An 18,375-nucleotide genomic window follows, 5' to 3' on the forward strand; every position below is an offset into this window, starting at 1 on the left:
AAAAACATCCAGCTAGCTCGTGTGCTAATCGCGAGCGATAGCAAGATTTCACCATCTGCCTCAAAACAGCCCAGTATAGATCTGAATATGCAACAGCAAAACATCAATCAAAACGAATCATCACTCCATGCCATTGATTACTGGCAGGTTCTTAAAAACCGCTATGGAGTTATTCTCCTCACTTTCCTTTTGGTGTTTCTTACTGCGGCGGTGATCACCTACGTGATGCCCAAAAAATATGAGAGCTCGGCACTGGTTGAGGTGAAGCCAATTAATGATGTTTCACCCACCATGATGCAAACTGCAGGAACTGGACCGGTGATGACCCGTCAGTTCATGAATACCCAGTTCGAGATCATCGTCGCACCATCGACCCTCGAGTTGGCGATTGATAAGAAGCAGCTGGAGACACGCTGGGGTCAGGATCGCAAGACGGTGCTGAATACCTTGCGAGGCATCGTTCAAACCAATCAACGTCGTGGCACCGACCTGATCGAAATTTCAGTCAGACACCGTAAAAAAGAGGATGCTCAAGCAGTAGCCGAAGCCGTTTATCAGGCCTACGAGCAACGCCGGAATGACTTGGAAATGGGTATTCGCAGAGAGCAATTGAAAGCTATTCAAGTTGAACTGCAGAACAAGAGCGACCGAGTTGCCGAAATGCGTAAACGCCTGATGGATATCGCTGAAAAAGTCGGTGTCATTTGGGTCGAGAGCGAAAGAGGTGGAGAAATGATTGGTGGCCAGCTTGAGTTGCGGAACCTTGCCGAGAAACAGCTTTATGAAGCCAACCGTGAAAAAGAGCAGCTGTCATTCCAGATCAACAAACTGCTGACTTTGGACGATGATGAGCTTGTGGCCGTGGCTGCCGAGCTTCCTGAGGTGGGTTTTAGTGATAACTACAATCAATTCGTGGCTGCAAAAAGAGATCTTCAAGTCATGCTCGCTCAAGGTTTGGGACCACAGCACCCGGATATCAAAGCGCGTAAGGCAAGTATCGCCGAACTTGATTCCAGTTTGAAAAAGCGTGCCGTCAACGTGCGTGAATCCTTGAAATACAAGCTTAAGCTCGTTGAAGGTCGCGTTGAGAAAATGGAAGAGGTTCTTAATGACCAACAAGACCGAGGCACAGAGAAAGCTCGGTCATTCCAAGAGTTCAACTTGGCCCGAAAAGAATACCAAACGGCGCAAAGCATCAAGGATCAGATGGAAGTGAAGTATGACCTGGAGAAAGCCAAGCTGGTGATGCCTCCAACCAACATTATTTTGCACCAGGTGCCTGAAATCCAGGACACTCCTGTGAGCCCCAACGTTCCACTTAACCTGGCTCTTGGCGCTGTAGTCGGTTTGATCTTCGGCGTGGGTATCGCATTCTGTTTGGAATATCTGGATACCTCAGTGAAGAGCCTTGAGGACGTCGAACGTTTCCTGAACGTTCCTGTGTTGGCGGTGATTCCCAAAGATGTGGGAGTCCTGCACAAGCAAAGTGGCATGAGCCCGGATGCAGAAGCGTATCGAATTCTACGAACCAACATCGAATTCAACCGGAAGAACCCGGAGGACAACTCCATCACTGTGGTTTCCGGTGGTGCTGGTGAGGGTAAATCGACCACATTGGTGAACTTGGCATACATCTGTGCTCAGGGTGGTTACACGACCCTGATGATCGATGCCGACCTTCGTCGTCCGCGTCTACACACCTTCTTCGATATCAATAATTCAGTGGGTCTCACCAATTACCTCACCACTGACCTTCTGCTTGAGGATGTGATTCTTCAGACTCCGGTGGACAACCTTTACTTTATGCCCTCGGGGATTCTTCCTGCGGATGCTGCGGGGATTCTGAACTCGCGCCGGATGTCCGAGCTTATTCAGGACGTGAAGCAGCGTTTCGACCTGGTGCTGGTGGACTCCCCACCGATCCTGGGTGTCAGTGACGCTTCGGTTCTGGCCAGTGAGGTGGATCTGACCATGATTGTGGTTCAGCATCGGAAACTACCACGTAACATGCTCCTTCGCGTGAAGCAGGCAGTGGAAAATGTGGGTGGCCAAGTCATTGGGGTGGTTCTCAACAACGTCGATGTCCGCAGTGATAACCAATACCAATACTACACTAGTTACTACACTTACTACGCCCCAACCAGTGGCGAGGACAATCAGCAGAACGTTCAAGCCTCAACTAACGCCAAGCAGCAGAGTAAATCAGCCTCGTCTGACGAGGACCTCTATTGATCGTTACCGAACCGCAGGGATGTTGACATGTGCCGCGCCAAGCGTATGCTCATTGTCCAACCTCCATGAGTTTGGCGACTCATTCTGAATCAAAACCCCAGACGAATTTTACCGACTATGAAAAAATTATCTCAATTCCTAGCCCTTGCTTTGGCTGCCGTGACCTTGTGTTCCGGCGTAGCGGTGGCTCAATCTATTTCCACTAAGGAAATACTCAGCATTACGATCAAAGGAGTGCCTGCTTCTGAACAGACCCGCATCAGTGGTGAGTATGTGGTCAGTCCAGATGGTCATGTGTATCTTCCTCTCCTCCAAGGCGGAATTAAAGCCAGTGGGATGTCGAGCTCGGCACTCGCTCGCCGTATCGAAAGCAGCTACCGCGCCGCGCAGATGTATCAAAACCCCCGCATCACAGTGGTTTCACGTAAAGACAGTGCGGCTTCGCAGATTGATGCTCAGCTCATTAGTGTCGGTGGTTTTGTGAAGTCTCCGGGGCAGAAGCCATACACCCGAGGAATGACTCTGTTCCAAGCAATTTCGGCTGCAGGTGGCGAAACGGCCTTTGGATCCATTCGTCGTGTGGAGCTGCACCGCAATGGAAAAAAATACACTTACGATATGAGAAATGCAGCTCACATGCGTGTGAAGGTGTATCCCAACGATACAATTAACGTGCCACAGAAGAAGTGGAACGGGACCTAATCGATTAAGTTTTACAAAATGGCCGGTGGTATTGCGATATCACCGGCTATTTTTTTGCCTGCTCGTCACTCCCTGGCGGACGTATGGCATAGAGCGCTTACAATAAGTGTGGCTGCACCCTGTGCACAGCCGTAGCTTCGGCCCGTCATGAATGGCCAAGCTCAGATTTAATAGATATTTTGCCAGTCCTTACACCCAGCCAATCATGGCGCAGACGTTGTAGACGGAGAAAACGAAGAGGCAAAAAAGAACGACAACGAAAGCTTTGGCGCAGGCTTCAATGGATGTGCGGGTCATATCGTAAATTGGATAGTTTCTGAGAGGCGCTGCGCTTATAGGCAGAGTGACCAGCAAGGTCAAGACCCTGCTTTGACGACTACTTTTCCAGTTTTCGCAGCGGCGCCATTGCGCTAGGCTTCGGCCATGTTCCCTGTGTTGCGCTGGATGTTGATCCCCCTACTGTGTTGTTTTTTTGTCTCTTGTGGAGGTGGTTACAGCGGTTACATGCAGAGGTCCTACACGATCAAGGGGCAACGCTACCACCCCATGTCGGTGGAGCAGGCTTTGAATTACAGTGAAGACGGAATTGCCTCATGGTATGATGAAAGCAAATTTTTCGGACTGAAACGGGGGAATACTTCACTGGGTGAGAAGGTGATGCCCTGGCATGTCTCGGCGGCACACAAGACTTTGCCGCTCCCATGTGTGGTCAAGGTGACCAATCTCTCGAATGGGAAGTCGGTGAAAATGCGGGTCAACGATCGGGGCCCATTCATTCCCCGGCGGATCATCGATGTCACACCGCGGGCGGCATCCAAGCTTGGTTTTAAAGAACATGGGCTCACCCAAGTCCGCGTGGAGGTGGTCAGCGTGGGGGATGGAAAATACAAACGTAAAGCCAAGAGATCCTGGTTCTGGTGGTAGACGCACGATCTAGGCATGGCCTTGTTCTTGCGGCGAGCCGCTCCACAGGTTACATATCGGCATGATCTACCTCGACTCGAATGCGACTACTCAGGTGCACCCGGATGTGCTTGAGGTGATGCTCCCGTTTCTGACCGACCAGTGGTATAACCCGTCCAGTGGCTATCGCGCGGCGAAGGTGGTGCGGAAGGCATTGGAGACGGCCCATGAACAAGTGGCGGCGTTGATCCATGCCAAGCCTGAGGAAATTGTCATGACCGGTTGCGGCACCGAGTCCAATAACGCGGTGCTCTCCTTCGCCATGGCCGGTGGCGGAACGATGGTCACCAGTGAGATCGAGCACAGCGCCATCTTGCGCTACAGCGATGCGCTGTGTGAAAAATATGGCGTGAAGCTGGAGAAGGTGGGCGTCGATGCCGAGGGGCGACTGCTGATCGATGATTTCGCCGCTGCGGTGAAAAATGATGCCTGTGCGCTGGCCTCGGTCATGTGGGCAAACAATGAAACCGGGGTCATTCAGCCGATTCAAGAAGCGGCGATCCTTGCCCACGAGGCGGGTGTGCCATTCCACAGCGATGCCATCCAAGCGGTGGGCAAAATGCCGGTGGATGTCAGTCAGGTGCCAGTCGATTTCCTTTCGATTTCAGGTCACAAATTCCACGCTCCGAAAGGTGTCGGAGCGATCTATGTGCGTGAGGGCGTGCGCTTCGATCCCATGCTGCGTGGCGGTGGCCAAGAGGGTGGGCGACGCAGTGGCACTGAGAACGTAGCGTCAATTGTGGGCATGGGGAAGGCGGCCGAGATTATGAAGGCAAAGCTCGATGCCGATGCCCATGCTCCAATCGTGCAGCTGCGCGATCATTTTGAAAAACGTCTGACCACAGAGCTCGACGGCGTCACCGTCAATGGTTCACTGACCCATCGCAGCGTGAACACCAGTCATGTATCCTTCCAAGGCTGTGAGGCGGCAGGTTTATTGATTCTTTTGGATGAATACGGCGTTCAGTGCTCGGCTGGCAGCGCTTGCATGACAGGGAAGCAACAGCCGTCCCATGTCCAGACCGCCATGGGGATCTCTGCCCAACAGGCGAAGAGTAGCTTGCGGGTATCCTTTTCCATCTTCAGCACCCAGGAGGAATGCGATGCTGCTGTGGAGGCGGTGAAGAAGGCGGTGGGAAAACTGCGCAGCGTGCAAGGCGGCCCGGGAGTTGGGCCGGTGCAGGTTTACACAGGGAGTTAGATCTCCGCCCTTAGGTCAGGTTTTCGATACGGAACACGACGGGGCGCGCATTGACACAGCTCAGAGCCTCGATCTTTTTCAAGGTGTCTTTCAACAGGCCAAAACGGCAGGTGTGGAGCTGGAAGACCATATCGACGAAGTCCGCGTCCGGGTCGTCCGCATTCACAGGCGAGTGCGTGCCGGCGATACCAATGCCGGCGATCGCCAGTTCGTTGGCGATTTTGGCAACGACACCAGGCTCATCGGTGACATCGAATCGGACGTAGTAAGGCGTTTGCGTGTCCTCGATATCCATGATCTTGCCCTCGTCTTTGTAGGGCAGGAAACCGCGGTGGCTGCCGGGTTTCATCTCGCCCACACTGCGGGCAGCTTCCACGATGTCGGCCACCACCGAGGAGGCGGTAGGATCTTTCCCGGCACCACGACCGTAAAAGAGTGATTCTCCGGCGGCATCGCCGATCACGGCGACGGCATTGAACACGCCATTGACGCTCGCCAATACGTGGCTGCCCGGGATGAAGGAGGGCTGGGTGCGGAGCTCGATGGTGCCATCCTCATGCTCGCGCACCACGCAGAGCAGCTTGACGACGAAACCGAGACGTTTGGCAAATTCAATATCCGTGCTGCGCACACGCTCGATGCCGCGGACGTAGACCTTAGTGGGGTCAATGATGAAGCCGTAGGCGAGGGTGGCTAACAGGATCGCTTTATGCGCTGCGTCCCAGCCGTTGACGTCCAAGGTAGGGTCAGCTTCGGCGTAACCTAACTGCTGGGCTTCTCCGAGTGCTTCCTCGTAGCCGAGTCCGGCTTCGGTCATCCGCTGTAGGATGTAGTTTGAGGTGCCGTTGATGATCCCGGCCATGGATTCGATTTGGTTCCCCACGAAGGAATCCTGCACCGTCTTGATGATGGGGATGCCTCCGGCGACGGCGGCTTCAAAGTGGATGGGGGTGTCTTTTTCCAATGACAGACTGAACAGCTCCTTGCCGCGTTCTGCGAGCAGGGCTTTGTTGCCGGTGACCACGGGTTTACCCGCGCTGAGGGCCGAGGCGACGATGTCAAATGCGGTGGTGGTGCCACCGATGAGCTCCACCACGATATCGACGTCCGGATCGTTGACCACCTCTAACCAATCGGTGGTGAAAGCCTCGGTGGGCACGTCTTTGAGGCGGGCTTTCTTGGGGTCGCGCACGGCGATCCGTTTGATTTCCACTTCCACGCCAGTGCGTTTCAGAATGAGTTCCAGATTGCGCTCCAGAGTTTCCCAGACACCGGTGCCTACGGTGCCGAATCCTGCGAGTCCTATGCCGAGAGTTTTTTCCATATCGTTGAAGGCCTGTGGCCGCCCCTGTTGTGGCGCAGCTGTTTGGTTTTCGAAAGGGTAAAGTGGGGCATGTTTCAGACTGTTTGGTGAAAGTGTTCTTGTTGAGGTGGTAGACATTGACAGATAAGGCGATCCTGTGGGACTAATTCCATGCCATGAGCGCACGCCAAGTGACTATCCCTGATCAACCCCTCGTGGTGGGGTCCGTAGCATCGTTGAACCACCTTGCGTGCTTGCAGCCGATTGAGCTGCCAGAGCAATGTGATCTGTTGGAGGTCCGGCTTGATGCCATGGTGGGCCATGAGGAGGCGCTGATGATCGAGCTTGATCGCTTTAAGAACTTCCCTTTGCTGTTTACCGCACGGGCCGTGAGCGAAGGTGGCTTGGTTGCCTTGTCGGCTGAGGAAAGATCTGAACTGCTGCTGTCTGTGGCCGACCGCGCGACGTGGATCGACGTCGAATTGGCCTCCTATGATTCCATGCGCGACGCCATTCATGAGATCCGCCTGAAAGAGGTCGGGCTGATTCTTTCCTATCACAATTTTGAAGAGACCCCCGAGGAGTATTCATTGCAACGGACCGTGGAATTGGCCGAGGAGGCCGACATCGTGAAGCTGGCGGTGATGCACCGCGAGGTGGATGACTTTGCCCGATGCACCCGAGTGCTGCGGAGAAATGATCACCCGATGTCCTTGATGGGCATGGGGCCGTTAGGTGCGGTTTCCAGATTGCTCTACGCGCAGCATGGATCGTTACTGAACTACGGATACCTCGGCGACACTCCTACCGCTCCCGGTCAGTGGCCGGCCAAGATGCTGAAGCAGGCGATTGCGGCTCTCGAACCGATTGTTCGCGTATAGCGGAGCACTCAGTCCTTGATCTGCTGGTTGACCACCTTGATGGGGGCGTCCGGCATGGAGCTGAGGAAGGTTTTGCCGTAAGGTTTGGTCACCACGCGGTTGTCTAACAGGACGACCATGCCGCTGTCTTTTTTCGTCCGAATCAAGCGACCTACCCCCTGGCGAAGTTTCAGCACGGCTTCGGGCACCGAGTAATCGACAAATGAGTTCCCGCCGTCTGCTTCGATCGCTTCCAGCCGAGATGCCACCAAGGGGTGGTCTGGCACGGCGAAGGGGAGTCGCGTTACGATGACATTGGAGAGCGCTTCGCCCGGCACGTCCACCCCGGCCCAGAAACTATCGGTGCCGAACAGCACGCTGTGGATGTCCTTGCGGAAAATCTCCACCATCTTGTGGCGCGGTGTGCCGTCGCCTTGCACCAGCAGTCGCCAGTCGTGGTCGAAAAAGAAGTCTTCCATGGCCTCAGCCACATTGCGCATCAGCCGATAGCTGGTGAAGAGCACAAAGGCCTTGCCTTCAGTGTATTTCAGCACGCGTCCAATCCAGTGGACCAGCGCCTTTTCGTAATCGTCGTGTGAGGGATCGGGCATGGATTTGATCACGTAGATCTTCATCTGCTCCTTGTAGTTGAATGGACTGCCAATTTTGACGGCCACGGAGTTTTCGGCTCCCACGCGTTTTCGAAAGTAGCTGAGGTCATCGTCTCCGGTGCCGAGGGTGGCACTGGTCATGATGCAGGTGCGGCCATCGCCGAACATCATCCGTCGGAGTCGATCCGCCACACGCACCGGTGCGGCGTGAATGCTGAGCAGGTTACCGTCGCGGCCGCCTTTTTGCACCCAGTAGACGCTGTCATCGTCTTCCTGATCGAGGAAAATTCGGATTCCGGCGTGGATTTCGCGCATTCGTCGGGCGCCATCCATGAGTTCATTCCTGGTGGTGGAGTCTTTTTCCAAGGCGTCTGCACAATTTTCCACCTCGGTCCATAGCTGACGCAGTGGTTCTGCGATGGTGTTCTCCACGAAGTCCGGATTGCGCACTCGGAATTCCTTGCTGAACTGGCCGAACTTCACCTGGTGGGAGATGCTGTCGTAAAATTCATCAGCTGCCTCCAGCGCGCGCTCGGCCGCTTTCATCGACCCGGGATGACGCAGGGCGCGCAGGAGGCCCTTGCGGTTTTTCGGATTGTAGAGCCTTTGGATATCGAACTTCAGCCCGGCATGGCTCTGGCTCAGCCCCAGCTGAACGGCGGCCACATGCTCGAGGGTGTGGGCCTCATCGAAGATGACAAAGTCGTCTGGAAAGAGATAGCCAAGATCATCATCCGCCAGTTCACCCAGCGCGAAGAGCGAGAAGAACAGGGTGTGATTGAGCACCACCACGTGGGCTTCTTCCATCTGCTTGCGGGCCTTTTGGTAAAAGCAATTGCCATTGCGGCCGCAGGTTCTGATGGTGCAGACACTGCCTTCACTGCAGACTTGGCTCCAGACTTTGGGGGACGGTTGGAAATCGAGATCGCTTTTGGTGCCATCATTGGTGCCTTCGGCCCAGTCCCAGATGGCCTTGAGTTCTTCCCCCTCGCTGGTGCTGAAGAGATCACCGGTTTGGTCCATCGCCCGGCGCAGTCTCAGCGGGCAGAGGTAGTTGCCACGGCCTTTCAGCAGCGCCGCTTTCAAGCCGCCACCGAGGATCTTGTTCGCCAGCGGAATGTCCTTGGAGACCAGCTGCTCCTGCAGGTTGATGGTGTGGGTGGAGATCACGGCCTTCCTGCCACTTTCCAAGGCATACTTGGCTGCGGGCAGTAGGTAGGCGAGCGATTTCCCCACTCCGGTGCCCGCTTCGGCGCAGAGCACGTGCCGATCTTCCAAGGCCTCGGACACCGCCATCGCCATCTGCTGCTGCTCGGGGCGGAATTCGAAATCAGGCGATGCCGAGAGGCGGCCTGTTTCTGAAAACATGGCTTCCATTTCCTTCAGCAGCTCACCGGGAGCGGCACCTTGTTCTGCAAATCCGATCATCGTCCGACACAGTCCTACCTCATCGTTTGAACATCGTCCATCACCAACCGCGATTCCTCATGACTAAACTGATCTGGATTCTTTCTCGACTCACTCCAAGCTGTCACTGAGGATAAGGCCACGCTGTTTAAACCACGACATTTTCATGAGCCAAGATTCTTCCCTCAACACCACCTCCGAGAAACTCCGCATTGCCAACCAAGACTATCGCCGTGATGGTTTTGGTGAGCTGGAAGAGCGCCTGCGCTGCCTGATGGATATGCTGGCTGGGTTGCTGGGCAAATCCTCTCATCTCGCCGAGAGCATTCCGTGGCGTGGCCAGGATATTCGCGATTGCACCAAGGAGCCGGACGAAGCTGCTGTCACCGCCCAGTTGCAGGCGATCTGTTTTGAAATCCTCAACATGGTCGAGGAGAGGACCTCGCTGAAAATCCGCAACCTTCGCCGTCGTGAGCAAGGGCTGGATGCCGAGCAGGGGATGTTCGCCCAGGTTCTGAACCGATTGAAAAAGCAAGGGTTCTCCGAGGATGAAGTGCTTGAAGTGCTGCCCACTATTTCGGTCAACCCAGTGCTCACTGCCCACCCGACCGAGGCCAAGCGCCCGACCGTGCGCGAACGCCACCTGGCACTCTACAAAGACCTCGCGAAGTGGGATCGGAATATTGACGACCAGGAGAAACTGGAGGCCGTTTTCGAGTCGATCAACGTCACGCTGGAAACGCTCTGGCACACGGGTGAAATCCACGCTGCGCGCCCGAGCTTAGTCGGAGAGCTGCGCCATATCATTTACTATCTGCGCGAAGTTTACCCCAATGTCATCGCCCGTCTCGATGCCTCGCTGGAGTCCGCTTGGAAGTGCGCTGGCTGGGATGTGGAAAAACTTCGCGAGTCTGGAGCTTACCCCAAACTTTGCTTCGGAACCTGGGTGGGTGGGGATCGTGATGGTCACCCGCTGGTCACTGCCGATGTCACCGAGGACACCTTGCTCCGCCTGCACAGGCACGCGCTACACATCCACGAGCGCGAACTGCGTGCCGCCGCCAATGTGCTAACCCTTTCACCGAACGAAGAGGCGATCCCCGCCGAGCTGACTGCCCGTATCACCGAGCTCACCGAGAACTTGGGTGCCAAAGGTCAGCGTATCGCGGAAACGAATCCGCGCGAGCCGTGGCGCTGCCTCACCTACCTGATGCGCGAGCACTTGATGGGCAAGCAAGGATACACAGGGGTGAGCGAATACTTGGACGATCTGAGCCTGCTGGAAACCACACTCCGCCAGATTGGCGCTGAGCACACTGCGCGGAATGTGATTCACCCGCTGCGCCGCCTGGCCGAGGTCTTCGGCTTCCATCTGGCGTCTCTCGATATTCGTCAGAACTCCGCCTTCCACGACAATGCCGCTGCCCAGATGCTTACCATTGCGGGAGTGGAAGACGGTGAGAACTTTGCCGACTGGCCGGAGGAAAAACGCGTCTCCTTCCTGCTGGAGGAGTTGCAGAACGAGCGCTTGTTCGCTCCGTGGAAAAGCGATTCGGAGAGCGAGTCTGGAAAAATCATGGACTGCTTTGGCGTCCTGCGGCGTCACGTCCGCGTCCACGGCCGCGTCTGCCTCGGACCGTATGTGGTCAGCATGACCCGTCAGGTTTCTGACATGCTGTTAGTGCATCTTTTTGCCCGCGAAGGGCTGATGGCCGATTACAAGGACGGCTTCTGGGTGAGCCGTATGCCGGTTTGTCCTCTCTTTGAAACTGGCGACGATCTCGATCGTGCAGGTGGCATGGTGAAGTCCTACCTCTCACTTCCAGCCGGGAAACATTACCTGCGCAAGACCCCCAGTGGACTGTCTTGCATGCCCATCATGGTGGGCTACAGCGATTCTAACAAGGATAGTGGATTGCTCTCCGGTCAGTGGTCACTGCAGAAAGCGCAGACTGAAATCACCAACGCCTGTTATACCGCGGGTGCTAGCTGCGAGTTTTTCCACGGTCGTGGTGGCACTATCAGTCGTGGTGCCGGTCCGGTTCAGTGGTTCCTGCGTTCGTTGCCAGCCGGTAGCTTGCGGGGATCGATGCGGGTCACCGAGCAGGGCGAAGTTATCCCTCGCAAGTACGCTCATCACGCGAATGCTGCGTATAATCTGGAGCTCCTGCTTGCCGGAGTCACCGGTGTCACGGTGGGCAATACCAAGTTGGAGGCCCCCGAAGGAGCTTCGGCAGATCTCGGCGGTGCCCATTACCAGAAGGTCATGGAATGGCTCTCGACCGAAAGCCGCGCCTATTATCGGACCTTGTTAGAAGACCCTGGTTTTATCCCGTTTTTCCGCACAGCCACACCGATCGATGCCCTGGAGCACGGTTGTTTTGGTTCCCGTCCATCACGTCGCACCGGCACCGCATCGCTCGATGACTTGCGCGCCATTCCTTGGGTGTTTAGCTGGACCCAGGCACGTTATTACATGCCCGGTTGGTTTGGTGTGGGCACCGCCTTGGAGAAATTGCAGGCGGAAAAACCGGAGGATTTCGACTCCTTGTCGAAGCTGGTCCACGAGGAGCCATTCCTGCGCTACTTGCTGACCAATGTGGAGACCAATCTGGTGAGCGCCGACCTCGAGTTGATGACCGCCTATTCCAAATTGGTCCCCGACGAGGAGCTACGCGATCGTTTGCACGGTAAGATTGTCGATGAGTTCAAACGCACAGAGAAGATGATCAACCAGATCTTCGGATCGTCCTTTGCCGAGCGCCGTCCTCGGATGCTGCGGACTTTGGAAATGCGCGATCTGCCGCTGCGCTTGCTGCACCAACAACAAGTGAGCCTGCTGAAAGATTGGCGCGCGGCCCAAGAGGCCGGTGACGCCGATGCCCAGGCCACCTTGCTGAATGCCCTGCAGTATTCGGTCAATGCCATTGCCAGCGGTCTACGCACCACCGGTTAATCACGGCGCAGTGTGCAGATAAATTGAATGGAAATTCGTCGCGACGCGTCGAATCGGCTGTATCGTATGATCCAGCCCTCATTCATTATGAAAAAATACACCTCCCTTCTCGCCGCCTCGTCGGTGACCTTGATCTTTTCCGCCTGCGATAAACCATCGGTGGCCTCATCGGATCAGCAAGAGTCTCCGTCCATCGAGCATGCCTCCAACCCGGAGCAAAATCAGCTCATTGCGGATCAGGCGGCTAGAATTCGGGAGTTGGAGGAGAAGGAGCGTCAGGCCCAGGCGGCGCGGATCAAGGAGCTGGAACAGCGCGAACGCGATTTGCTCGCGAGCATCGAAGAGCAAAAACGTTTGGATGCCATCGCCGCTGAGGATTTAATCGAAGATCAGCCGGTGAAAGCGATCGAGGTGCCGGAGGATGAAATCGTGGAGACTCCAGCCCCATTGGAGGGGAACTTGGCACTTAGCGAGATCGATTCGGTCTATGAACTGGAGGGAAATCCTTATTTGCCGGAATATCAGCCGCCGTTGGTGGAGGAGATCGATTACAATGCCTACGTCGTCTACGATTGGTATCAGCAAGACATCGCTCAAGAACGCGCCTACGCGGAAGCAGAAGCGCGTTGTGAAGTGAGCGTCCGCACAATTATTCTGACGATCCTTCAGGCTCGCTTGGCCTATGAGAAACATGGCCGGATCGAGCCCCGTCACCGTCGTAGCGACTGGTCTCATCGCCAAAAGCAGTTGGAACGTGAGTGGTATGCAGCGAAGCAGCGTGAGAAGGAGTTGGCACAGCTTCGTGAGAAATACAAACGACTGCACGCCAGTCGCGAGCGGATTCGTCAGGAACGCGAAAGGAAGCTGCGTGAGGCTCGTCGCCGCCATGACTGGCAGCATTATGAAACGGATCGTCGTAAGCAGGTGGAGCGGAATCGCAAGGAAGTGGCCGAGCGCTGGGAGCGGGAGAAACAACTCCGTGAGCAACGCGCTCGCTTATTCAAGGAACGCAAAGGACGTGATGTCAGCTCACGCACCCGACCCGACGACCGCCACGACCGCGCCAAGATGAGCGAGGCAGAGAGGCTGAAACTGGAACTCGAAAAACGCCGTGCCGAACTGGCGCGCCAGGTGGCGGAGCGGAAGAGAAAGGATGAAACCGAGCAGCGGAAGCGGGAGGCTGAGCAGTCGGCGCGAAAAAGGAAATACGAAGAGGACCGGGCGAAGCAACAGCGCAAGCTGAACGAGGCTCGTGCTCAAGAAGCGAGAGAACGCGCAGCTCGCGAAAAAGCAGAGGCTGAACGACTGGAACGCATTCGCCAAATGCGCAAGAAGCCCGCTGGCAATCTCAAGAAAGCTCAGGAACAACGCGAGCGTGAGCAGGCTGAACAGGCTGCCAAAGAACGCGCCGCCAAGGAGCGCATGGTCAGAGAGAAAGCCGCCCGTGACAAGGCGGCTCGCGAGAAAGCGGCAGCCGATGAGCGTGCGAAGGCAAAACGTAAGATGGAGGAAGTCCGCGAGCAGGCGGCAAGAGAAAAAGCCGCCCGCGACAAGGCCGAGGCCGAACGGCTGGAGCGTATCCGCCGGATGCGGAAGAAACCCTCTGGTAATCTGAAGAAGGCTCAGGAACAACGCGAGCAGGCCGAACAAGCCGCCAAGGAACGCGCTGCCAAGGAGCGCATGGCGAAGGAAAAAGCAGCTCGTGAAAAAGCAGCTGCCGAAGATCGTGCGAAACGTGAACGGCAGGAGGCGGAACGCCGCAAGAAGGAGGCTGAGCAAAACGCCCGCGAAGCCAGAGAGAAAAAAGAACGCGACGAACGCCGGGCGAAAGAAAAGCAATCACGCGAGGCCGCCGAGCGGGCTGTGAGAGAGCGCAAAGCCAAAGAGATGGCCGAGCGAGCCAAGGCCGCACGGGAGCGTGAAAAACGTCAGCGAGCCGCCGAAGAGCAGAAGGCCCGCGAGGAAGCCGCCCGAAAGCGCGCTGAGGAGGAAGCTAAAAAAGCCCGCCAAGAACGCGAGCGCCAGGAGAAGCTACGCCGTGAGAGAGAACGCCAGAAGAAGGCCGCCGAGGACGCCGAGCGGGCTAGAAAAGCTCGCGAAAAGGCAGAGCAGGAACGGAAACAAGCCGAAGAAGCCAGGCAGAAGCAGCAACGGGAAGAGGCTGAGAAGCGTCGGAAAAAGCCCGGTAAACGCAGCTGATCTAGTCGACAGGCACCAGCTCCGCCAGCGACTTGGTTTGCCAGTCGGCCTCGCTGAAGTCCAGGACGGAGGTCAATCGGTTGGGCACGACGACCACCTGCATCCCTGCTTGGTGGGCGGAGATCATGCCGTTCATTGAGTCTTCGATCACCAGGCAATCGGAGGGGGCCACGCCCAGCTGCCTGGCGGCTTCCAGATAAAGATCAGGCGCTGGTTTGATCCGTGGGGCATCACCTCTGCAGACGGTGGTGTTGAAGTTCTTGCTTAGGTCGAGTTTTTCCAACCATCCGTCCACCCAGTGGTGGGACGAGCTGGAAACCACGGCGGTGAGAATGTCAGGGTGTTCGGCCAGGCACTCGATCAGTGGCACAGCTCCGGGCATCGCCGGGCTGCCTTCCAAGTTCTTGAGGATGTCCACCTGCCGAGCCGCGTTTTCCGTTTCCCAGTCAAACTGCTTCCCAGTGAGTTCTTCCAGGTAGGTTTCTGGCGACCAGGTATCAAAATCGCTGCCGATGCATTTCACATAGATCTCCGGTGGCAGCTCCTGACCTTCGCGCTCGAAGAGGGCTTTCCAGGTCATGTAGATGGGCCATTCCGTGTCTAACACAATGCCGTCAAAATCGAAGAGGACAGCTTTGGCTTCCGTGAAGGCGGGGTGCAGGTCAGTGATCATGATGTGGTGGATATGGTGAGGGTGATGGAGTGGGAGTCGCCGGGTGCTAGGGTGATGCTTTGCTCGCGCACATTGCCGGCTTCGACACAGATGAAGGAGTGAATTTGCTCATCGCTGAGGTCACTCATCGCCTGGCCTTTTTCCTGCCCCGGATTCCAGGTGATGGTGCTGCCGCTTTGTGATTTGGCAAGTTGAATTCGTCGGTCGCTATCTGGATCCACGATCGTGAGCCCGGAGGTGGAGCTGTAGATGCGATCGATCTCGTCAGGAAATGTTAAAGCGCCCTGCTGAATGCCGAGGCTTTCTTCGCCCACGGTGTTGATGTAGTGGCTGCCGTCCAGTCCGAGGACTTCCGTTCGTCGGCTGTCGGCAACATGGAAATAACTATGCAGCGCCTCGCTGAATGTTTGCGGCTCGGTGCCGCTGTTGTGGCTGGTCAAGGTGAGCTCGAGCTCTGGCCCGACCACCACTTCCAGTGCTGCGGTCAGTCCGCCGTCGTCCTGAGGAGGGAGGGAAAAGCGGAGTCGGGTGTGGTCGTCCCCACTGCTGACGCTGTCCAATTGCCAAAATGATATCCGCGCATAGCCGTGCGATGGCGATTTCTCAGGATGCGCATTGAACCATGGCCAGCAGATCGGAATACCGCCGCGGATGGCTTTGCCCTCACGAAAAACGGCGGCCCGGCTGGTGAAAATGACCGGGTCTTGAGCGGTGGGGCAGTAATCGATCAGGTGGGCGCCATGCAGCGCAATGCTGGCGCTGGCGTGCGCGTTGCGAATGTGCACCACCGGGTATCCCTCGGCTACTTCTTCGAACCAAATGGCGTTCTCAATGCCAAAGCGCTCAGTGAGTTGATTGATCGTCTGCACGGAGAAGACCAGTAAAGGAGAACCCTGAGGAGGCAAGAAAAAGTGCTTGGGGGAGGTGAAGTTTGCGCATCGACTCAGGGTGGGCGATCGCGGCGATGTCTTTCTAACTCCCGTCCGAGGTCATGCTTGTGCGTTGCAAGGAGGTAGAAAACTTGCTAATGCCCATATTTGTCAAAATAGAAGCTATCTAGCTTCGCCATCCCACCTATGTTCTCTCTTCCTCAACCCAGATTTCTGAGCTTCCTGCTAGTCATGGTGTGTTGCGCTGTCGTTTGCAGTAGCTGCGGTAGTTCGCTGAGTCTCGGTGGACATTCTACGAGTCGGTTGAAGGAGGTGGTCTACACGCCCGACGACTGGCCGGAGGCATTGCCGGCACATCTTTATCAGCCTGAATCGGAATCGCCGACACCCGCCGTGCTCTTGGTGCATGGGGGGAGCTGGGCGCTCGGCGACGATCGCTATCAGATGTCGGCCATCGCCAGAAGGTTGGCGAAGCGGGGGTATCTGGTGATGAATGTGACGTATCGGATGACGCCGGAGTGGTTCTTCCCGGATCCGGTGGACGATCTGAAACAGGCACTCGCATGGCTCCGCAGCCATGCCGGCGAACTCAACGTGGACGCTGGTCGCATTGGTCTCTTTGGCTATTCGGCCGGTGGTCAGCTGGTCGCCATGCTCGGCTTGGCGGGGGATGAACCTGGGGTTAGGGCCATCGTGGCGGGCTCGACCCCACACGACATGACCCTGGTCGCGGACGAGGATGTGGTGAAGGTGTTCCTGCGGGGGACCTACGAGGAATACCCGGATGGCTACCGGGCGGCGTCTCCTCTTTTCAACGTCACCGTCTCCAGCCCGTCGATGTTTTTATACCACGGCACCCGGGACGATGTCGTGGTGCCGGAGCACAGCGTGAAAATGCAGCGCGAGCTGGCGCGAAAAGGAATCCCGCACGAGCTCCACTGGGTGAAGGGTAGGGGGCATGTGGGCACTTTCCTGTTTCCAGGAAAGGCCATGGATCACGCCATCGATTTCTTGGATCGCGAGCTCAGCGCGGAGTGAAGGTCACTTCCTCTGGTAGCCGAAGACGCGCGCGCCGGGGGCATCGCTGATATACGCCCAGGCCCACTGCAGCAGCACGGCCACCTTCGAACGGTAATCGACCAGGAAGGCAATGTGGATGAACAGCCAGGCGAGCCAGGCGATGAATCCGGTGAGCTTCATTTTGCCAAATTCCACCACCGCCTGAGAGCGACCGATGATGGCCATCGATCCTTTGTCGAGGTATTTGAAACCAGGGCGCACTGCGTTGCCGCCGGATTTGCTTTCTTTCAGCAGCAGCTTGGCAATGTGGCGTCCCATTTGGCTGGCAGCCGGGGCGACGCCGGGCACAGGCTTGTCGGCGATGTCTTTCATGAAGACCAAGTCGCCAGCGACAAAAATATTCGGGTGTCCGGGGAGCGAGAGATCGGCCTCGGGGGTCACCTTGCCGGCGCGGTTGCGCTCGCAGGGTAAGTGCGCGGTGATGCCTTCGGCTTCGATGCCGGCGGCCCATAGGATCGCACCGCATTCGATTTCCTCGTCCTTGGTGATGATTTTGTTCGCTTGGATGTCGCTGACCATGGTGCTGGTGCGGACTTCCACGCCGATTTTTTCCAAGCGTTTCTGTGCGTAGGCTGAGTTGGTTTCTTTATACGGTGGCAGCACGCGTGGTCCGGCTTCCACGAGCAACACCTTGATATCGTGCACATCGAGACGACGGAAATTCCGGTGCATCGAGCGTTTGATCAGCTCCACGAAGGCTCCGGCGAGTTCGACACCGGTCGGTCCGCCACCAACGATGACGATGGTCATCAGTCGCTGGCGCTCGGCAGGATCGTCGGTGCGCTCGGCGGCTTCCAAGTTTTCGAGGACTTTTTTCCGCACTGAGTAAGCATCGCTGAGCGATTTCAAGCCGATCGTGTGCTCGCCCCAGTGGTTATTTCCGAAGTAGCCTGTTTTGGCTCCGGCGGCGACGACCAGTGTGTCATACGGATACTCTTTGCCGGATTCGCCGGTCACTTTCTTGCTGTCGCTGTCGATGCCGCAGACGTTGTCCATGAACACAGTGACGTTCTTGGCTTTTTCCAAAATACCGCGAAGGGAGCGCGCTACGTCCGGTGCTGCCAAGGTGGCGGTGGCCACTTGGTAGAGCAATGGCTGGAAGAGATGGTGGTTGGTCCGGTCGAGCAAGGTGACTTCAAATCCCGGTTTATTGGCTAGATTGCGGGCGCATTCCAGGCCGGCAAATCCGCCGCCGATGATGACTACTCGCTGCACGTTCTTGTGACTCATGCGGGACGCTTAGTATACATTTGGACAATCTGCAATCCACACTTGGCAATTAGTGTCAGCCCTGCTGC

Annotated in this window: 13 protein-coding genes; 8 read left to right on the forward strand and 5 right to left on the reverse strand. The window is 56.5% G+C overall.

What is annotated here, in order from left to right:
- Positions 1 to 87: 87 nt before the first annotated feature.
- From JO972_RS03805 to JO972_RS03820, 4 genes are all read left to right on the forward strand, one after another.
- Positions 88 to 2,232 carry a GumC family protein gene (locus JO972_RS03805; RefSeq protein ID WP_309488671.1) on the forward strand — a complete coding sequence of 715 codons (2,145 nt, stop codon included), beginning with the start codon at positions 88 to 90 and terminating at the stop codon, positions 2,230 to 2,232.
- A gap of 117 nt (positions 2,233 to 2,349) precedes the next feature.
- The gene (locus JO972_RS03810) at positions 2,350 to 2,934 is read left to right on the forward strand and encodes a polysaccharide biosynthesis/export family protein (RefSeq protein WP_309488672.1); all 585 of its coding nucleotides are present in this window, start codon (positions 2,350 to 2,352) and stop codon (positions 2,932 to 2,934) included.
- 504 nt (positions 2,935 to 3,438) lie between these two features.
- Complete coding sequence (locus JO972_RS03815; protein ID WP_309488673.1) at positions 3,439 to 3,858, forward strand: septal ring lytic transglycosylase RlpA family protein; 420 nt, start codon at positions 3,439 to 3,441, stop codon at positions 3,856 to 3,858.
- Positions 3,859 to 3,919: 61 nt separating this feature from the next.
- Positions 3,920 to 5,098 (forward strand): cysteine desulfurase family protein, encoded by a 1,179-nt coding sequence (locus JO972_RS03820; protein ID WP_309488674.1) that lies wholly within the window; start codon positions 3,920 to 3,922, stop codon positions 5,096 to 5,098.
- A 10-nt stretch (positions 5,099 to 5,108) separates the two neighbouring features.
- Here the strand turns inward: JO972_RS03820 and JO972_RS03825 are convergent, their stop codons facing one another.
- The gene (locus JO972_RS03825; protein ID WP_309488675.1) at positions 5,109 to 6,422 is read right to left on the reverse strand and encodes a homoserine dehydrogenase; all 1,314 of its coding nucleotides are present in this window, start codon (positions 6,420 to 6,422) and stop codon (positions 5,109 to 5,111) included.
- Between the two features lie 155 nt (positions 6,423 to 6,577).
- Here JO972_RS03825 and JO972_RS03830 point away from each other — a divergent pair, with 155 nt between their 5' ends.
- Positions 6,578 to 7,282 (forward strand): type I 3-dehydroquinate dehydratase, encoded by a 705-nt coding sequence (locus tag JO972_RS03830; RefSeq protein WP_309488676.1) that lies wholly within the window; start codon positions 6,578 to 6,580, stop codon positions 7,280 to 7,282.
- Positions 7,283 to 7,290: 8 nt separating this feature from the next.
- Here JO972_RS03830 and JO972_RS03835 read toward each other — a convergent pair whose 3' ends face one another.
- A complete protein-coding gene (locus tag JO972_RS03835) occupies positions 7,291 to 9,300 on the reverse strand; it encodes an ATP-dependent DNA helicase (protein ID WP_309488677.1) in 2,010 nt (669 codons plus the stop codon).
- Between the two features lie 145 nt (positions 9,301 to 9,445).
- On the opposite strand from JO972_RS03835, the gene JO972_RS03840 reads away from it, so the two are divergent.
- Both JO972_RS03840 and JO972_RS03845 read left to right on the forward strand, forming a co-directional pair.
- Positions 9,446 to 12,235, forward strand: coding sequence for a phosphoenolpyruvate carboxylase (locus JO972_RS03840; protein ID WP_309488678.1), 2,790 nt, complete (start codon positions 9,446 to 9,448; stop codon positions 12,233 to 12,235).
- An 87-nt stretch (positions 12,236 to 12,322) separates the two neighbouring features.
- Complete coding sequence (locus tag JO972_RS03845; protein ID WP_309488679.1) at positions 12,323 to 14,434, forward strand: hypothetical protein; 2,112 nt, start codon at positions 12,323 to 12,325, stop codon at positions 14,432 to 14,434.
- Between the two features lies 1 nt (position 14,435).
- Here the strand turns inward: JO972_RS03845 and JO972_RS03850 are convergent, their stop codons facing one another.
- Both JO972_RS03850 and JO972_RS03855 read right to left on the reverse strand, forming a co-directional pair.
- On the reverse strand, positions 14,436 to 15,107 hold the full coding sequence (locus tag JO972_RS03850) for an HAD family hydrolase (protein WP_309488680.1): 672 nt from the start codon (positions 15,105 to 15,107) through the stop codon (positions 14,436 to 14,438).
- Positions 15,104 to 15,976, reverse strand: coding sequence for a D-hexose-6-phosphate mutarotase (locus tag JO972_RS03855; protein WP_309488681.1), 873 nt, complete (start codon positions 15,974 to 15,976; stop codon positions 15,104 to 15,106). Before JO972_RS03855 ends, JO972_RS03850 begins: the two co-directional genes overlap by 4 nt.
- A gap of 252 nt (positions 15,977 to 16,228) precedes the next feature.
- On the opposite strand from JO972_RS03855, the gene JO972_RS03860 reads away from it, so the two are divergent.
- Positions 16,229 to 17,035 carry an alpha/beta hydrolase gene (locus tag JO972_RS03860; RefSeq protein ID WP_309488682.1) on the forward strand — a complete coding sequence of 269 codons (807 nt, stop codon included), beginning with the start codon at positions 16,229 to 16,231 and terminating at the stop codon, positions 17,033 to 17,035.
- Between the two features lie 3 nt (positions 17,036 to 17,038).
- Here the strand turns inward: JO972_RS03860 and JO972_RS03865 are convergent, their stop codons facing one another.
- Positions 17,039 to 18,307 (reverse strand): NAD(P)/FAD-dependent oxidoreductase, encoded by a 1,269-nt coding sequence (locus tag JO972_RS03865; protein ID WP_309488683.1) that lies wholly within the window; start codon positions 18,305 to 18,307, stop codon positions 17,039 to 17,041.
- Between the last annotated feature and the right edge of the window lie 68 nt (positions 18,308 to 18,375).

It is taken from the genome of Oceaniferula flava, assembly GCF_016811075.1.
Classification (GTDB): domain Bacteria; phylum Verrucomicrobiota; class Verrucomicrobiia; order Verrucomicrobiales; family Akkermansiaceae; genus Oceaniferula; species Oceaniferula flava.